This window comes from Henriciella sp., assembly GCF_049649345.1.
Classification (GTDB): Bacteria; Pseudomonadota; Alphaproteobacteria; order Caulobacterales; family Hyphomonadaceae; genus Henriciella.
In genome coordinates, this window is the sequence record NZ_JBARZC010000021.1 from 1 (window position 1) to 4,334 (window position 4,334).

A 4,334-nucleotide genomic window follows, 5' to 3' on the forward strand; every position below is an offset into this window, starting at 1 on the left:
CGGTGACCTCGTTCTCAGATAAGCGCCCAGGTGGTGGATCAGGGCCCGCTGCTTCGGCGGCCAGTTTTCGGCCGCCAACGAAATGCAAAGCTGGACGGACGGATCAGATGGAGAAGCGGCAACAACGGCAGGCGCAGTGCCCAGTGCCAGGCTCCGGCGCGCAAGAGCCGATGAAGGTGTCGCAGCCAGACCCCATAGGCGGCGCCCGGTTGCCCGGCAGCGAACGAGACAAGTGCTGCATGAGCTACGCTGCCTGCAAGGACGGTTTCGATGGAGCGGCCAGGATACAGGCCCGCGGCGGCTCTTTGAACAAGGTGCCCAAGACCCTCGCGGACACGCTTCGCGTCTCCTGTGAGTTGATCTCCAGCACCAATTTCGTGCAGGACAAGTATCGGAGATCGGACCAGTGTACAGAACTCGGCGTTGGCGCGCATGAACAGGTCAGTGTCCTCGGCACAGAACATCTCGTTGGAAAAACCACCGAGCCGGCTAAGAAGATCGCGCGTCATCACCAAGTTGCACGCGGCGAAACGCATTTGGGCGCCCGAGAGCACCGCGTCAGTAAAGCACGGAAATGTCAGAATGTCCGGTACGACATCGGAGATGCTCGGCCAGTTGCCATTGGCGCCGGGCCCAATATCGTGTGTCGCAAGGAAGGTCAGTGGTCCAATCTTGGATTGGACAACAAGGTCGACAAGGACGGTTGCCGCGCCGGGCATCCAGCGATCGTCACTATCAAGGAACGCGATGTAACGGCCGGTACTAGCTGCGATTCCTCTGTTGCGAGCTGCGCTTGGGCCGGCATTCTCCTGCTCGATGACCTGCGTCTTGGTCAGCGAAATATTGGCGATTGCAGTGCGAGCGGCGGCCGCGGTGCCATCTGCCGAGCCATCATCGACCACGATCAGCTCTATCCCAGGCGGCGCACCCGCCAGCGTAGCGATCGCGTCACCGACCTTGTTGGCGCGGTTATAAGCAGGGATGATGATGGAGAGGATAGGGCGTGACAATGACAGCTTCGTGCTTTCTCGGATTCTTTGGCAAGGGTCCCATCGTGCCTTCCGTCCGCAATTATGACCCTCCGAATGACTGCAAGAGTATCGCGCTAGACGGCGCGTTTTGCCCGCTCAAAGCACTTTACATCACATACCCACATCTTCGCAATCCAGAGGGTTGCTGATGCCTCCTTTCGCAACACCTCATCCGTTCGTGTCGATCGGCCTGCCGGTTCATAATGGAGGTCGCTATCTCTCCGACGCGATCGACTCAATTCTTGCGCAGAGCTATCGCGACTTTGAACTCCTGATCTCGGACAACGCCTCCACCGATAACACCGCCTCTATTTGCAGGGATTACGCGAGTCGCGATGGCCGGGTGAGGTTTGTGCGACAAGATAGGAACCTTGGCGCAGCGGCAAACTTCAACTATGTCTTCCATCATACAATGGGTCGATATTTCCGGTGGGCCGCCTACGACGACATGATCGCAGCTTGCTATCTAGACCGCACCGTTGCGGCGCTCGAAGCCGACACCACCGGTGCTGTGTTGGCCTATACCCAAACGTTACGTATCAATTCTGACGGCCGAGAGTTGGGCATCGACGACCGGGTCACGCGAAAGGGTGGAGACACGGCTGCGGAGAGATTAGCAAAGATGATCGGTCCAGGTGATCATACTGCATCGCTGATCCACATGTGTTTCCCGGTCTTCGGGCTGGTACGTCGGGAAGTCTTGGAAAAGACAAGCCTGATCGCCAACATGCCCCGTTCAGACAAGCTGTTGCTGGTGGAACTCGCCTTGCATGGGCCGTTTCTGGAACTTTCCGAACCACTATTTCTGCGGCGCGAGCATGACGAGGGATCCGTCATCGCAGCGGAAGCGGCAAGCAGCGCCGGCGAGCTCGAGCGACAGCTCGCCTCATGGTTTGATCCGCAGCGCGGTAAATGGTTTCCGGCAACGAACAGCAGACTAGGGGCGGGGTACTTTCGCGCGGCGTTAGGCACGCCAATGCCGTTGTCGGAGCGATTGGCGGCGCTGCGCGTAATCGCAGGTTGGTGTCGGCGGAACGTCAGGATTATCGGAGGCGAGATGAAGACCATCATCCTCGAAAGACTGACGCTATCCAAACAATAACCATGCGTTTAGTGTGACACGCCGCCGGCGTAAAAACTGAACAATGAGCAGATTCTCTTGCTCTCCTTCAGAGTATCCGCATGGATCTTGCTGTCTTGCTTCAGGGGGAGCCGCGCTGCAGTGAAGCGCCTAAGCATGCCCGGGACAAGACCCGCGGCTTTGCGGCCATTGCGGGAGCTTCGATCGAATGCCATGACACTATGGCCAGCAGGAGTGTTGCAGGCATCGAATATGCAATATTCTGCAGTGGGGTTTGCGCACCAAAAAGATAAACCGCCAGGCCCTGAATGGGAAATGCGTAGACGTACATACCATAGGAGTAGTCGCCAAGCTCGTTGAAACGAAGTATCGTCCCACCTGGAAGGTACGCAAACACAAAGGTCGCGTAGGCGAGAACGAAGATAAAGGCGGGAAACGCGAATAAGGTATCCGCAAGGATGAACGCTAACAGAATCATGGGGACCAATGCCCACGATGATAAGGGAATTTGCTCACGCCAGATCCAGAACGCGACACCGATTGCGTACGGGACCGACAGGCGATGAAACGCAGCGATCGTTCCTGGCACTTCGACCGGCGAAAGAGTAACTGCAAACCATATTACCGCGTAGAGTCCGAGGAGGGCAGCGGATCTTTCTCGCGTCGTGAAGAACCCGAGAACCCCAGCGGCAAATACCCCGGCGTAGCAAAGAACCTCGTGTCGCAGCGTCCAGATTGAACCGACAACCGCCTCAATCGGTTGACCTACAAAGACCCCTGGAAGCTCATACATTAGCGGAAAGAGAGCCAAGTCGCGCATTACGAATAGAAACGGCTCGCCGCTCGCGAAGTACGCCCTAGCGCCAATCGTCGTAACGACGGGCCCCAGTAATAGCGCTACAAAGAGCAGGTTGACCAAGAGTGCCGGGAATAATCGCAGGAGGCGAGACAGTATGAAGCTCGTTCGTGACGACGAACGCTGAAAACTGGCAGTGATGAGAAAGCCTGAGATGACGAAGAAGACAAAGACAGCCAACGTGCCGAGCGAATGACCTACCATCTCTTCAAGCGGTTCGGTAGTACCCGGACCCTCGACCATCGGCCACGCATGGGACACGAGCACGGCGGCAGCAGCCACGAACCGGATCAAATTGAGATTGTTGTTTCGACCCTGGCTGAGTGCGGCGAGTCTGGTCATACTTTCCTCTCGGACGCGTACCTCAATGACATTAGACCCTTTCGAGTGCGAGAGTCATCGCAATAATCCGAAATTCTTGTACGTTGGTCGCCATGATCGATTCTTCCCAGCCACGCGTCGGCGTCGTGATTCCATGCCGGGACCGCGCAGACACTGTTGCGGAGGCAGTGCTAAGTGTACTTGATCAAGATTATTCCAATCTTGAGGTGATCGCAGTTGACGACGGCTCAACCGACAGCACTGTAAACGTGCTTCGCGGTATCCGGGATCCGCGTTTGAGAATTCTATCGAATTTCGGAACGCGAGGACCCAGCGCGGCACGAAACTTCGGTGTCCGCCACACAACAGCTCCATGGATTGCCTTCCAAGACAGCGACGATCTCTGGCGACCGGCTCGGTTGTCTCGGCAGATGCCCCGGCTCGCGAGTGGAAGTTGGATAGGCGGCTTCTGCGGAATGGAAGTCAAGCTGGGAAGTCAGATCGATAGCCCAGTCATCGACCGGTATCCGCGTCCAGGTACTGCGCCACGGTCGAGCCGAGTCTTGCCGGACCTTCTCAGAAACAGCATTGTTTCGACGCAGATGTTGATTCTTCGCCGTGACGTGTTCGAGCTCGTGGGCGGCTTCGATGAGACGTTGTCCGCACTCGTCGACTGGGAACTCATGCTGCGCGTGGCTCCTGAAGGGCCCATCGACTTTCTTGCCGAGAACCTGGTCGTACAGAGACTAAGCCCGAATTCGATCACTTGGATGAGTGCTCGCCGAGTGGCGGCGCAACAGCAGGTTCTCGAGAAGCATCGAGATCTCTTTGCGACGGACCCGAAAGCGCTCGCGCGTCATCATCACCGGATCGCGGGCAGTCTTCGGACACTGGGAAAATGGCATGCCGCTCGCGCTCACTCTGCCGCAGCCATGCGCCTTTTCCCTACCCGACCACGCTACGTGGCGGCCTATGCTTGGAGTTTCCTTGGCAGCATCGGCCCCTCGCGATAACCATGTACCTTTCTAATAAAAGTATTCGGTCA

General features: G+C 57.2%; 4 protein-coding genes. 2 read left to right on the forward strand and 2 right to left on the reverse strand.

Going from position 1 to position 4,334, the window contains the following annotated elements; all coding sequences use genetic code 11:
* Positions 1-38: 38 nt before the first annotated feature.
* Positions 39-1,010, reverse strand: coding sequence for a glycosyltransferase family 2 protein (locus tag WA989_RS00615; protein ID WP_424338598.1), 972 nt, complete (start codon positions 1,008-1,010; stop codon positions 39-41).
* A gap of 169 nt (positions 1,011-1,179) precedes the next feature.
* On the opposite strand from WA989_RS00615, the gene WA989_RS00620 reads away from it, so the two are divergent.
* Positions 1,180-2,133, forward strand: a complete 954-nt coding sequence (locus WA989_RS00620) for a glycosyltransferase family 2 protein (RefSeq protein ID WP_424338599.1) — start codon at positions 1,180-1,182, stop codon at positions 2,131-2,133.
* Positions 2,134-2,233: 100 nt separating this feature from the next.
* Here WA989_RS00620 and WA989_RS00625 read toward each other — a convergent pair whose 3' ends face one another.
* Positions 2,234-3,310 carry an acyltransferase family protein gene (locus tag WA989_RS00625; protein WP_424338600.1) on the reverse strand — a complete coding sequence of 359 codons (1,077 nt, stop codon included), beginning with the start codon at positions 3,308-3,310 and terminating at the stop codon, positions 2,234-2,236.
* A gap of 92 nt (positions 3,311-3,402) precedes the next feature.
* Here WA989_RS00625 and WA989_RS00630 point away from each other — a divergent pair, with 92 nt between their 5' ends.
* Positions 3,403-4,302 (forward strand): glycosyltransferase family 2 protein, encoded by a 900-nt coding sequence (locus WA989_RS00630; RefSeq protein WP_424338601.1) that lies wholly within the window; start codon positions 3,403-3,405, stop codon positions 4,300-4,302.
* Positions 4,303-4,334 lie beyond the last annotated feature (32 nt).

What these genes read in the sequence shown, in the direction of transcription:
- WA989_RS00620 (WP_424338599.1), top strand. Translation starts at nt 1,180, where the DNA reads ATGCCTCCTTTCGCAACACCTCATCCGTTCGTGTCGATCGGCCTGCCG.
- WA989_RS00630 (WP_424338601.1), top strand. Translation starts at nt 3,403, where the DNA reads ATGATCGATTCTTCCCAGCCACGCGTCGGCGTCGTGATTCCATGCCGG.
- WA989_RS00625 (WP_424338600.1), bottom strand. Translation starts at nt 3,310, where the DNA reads ATGACCAGACTCGCCGCACTCAGCCAGGGTCGAAACAACAATCTCAAT.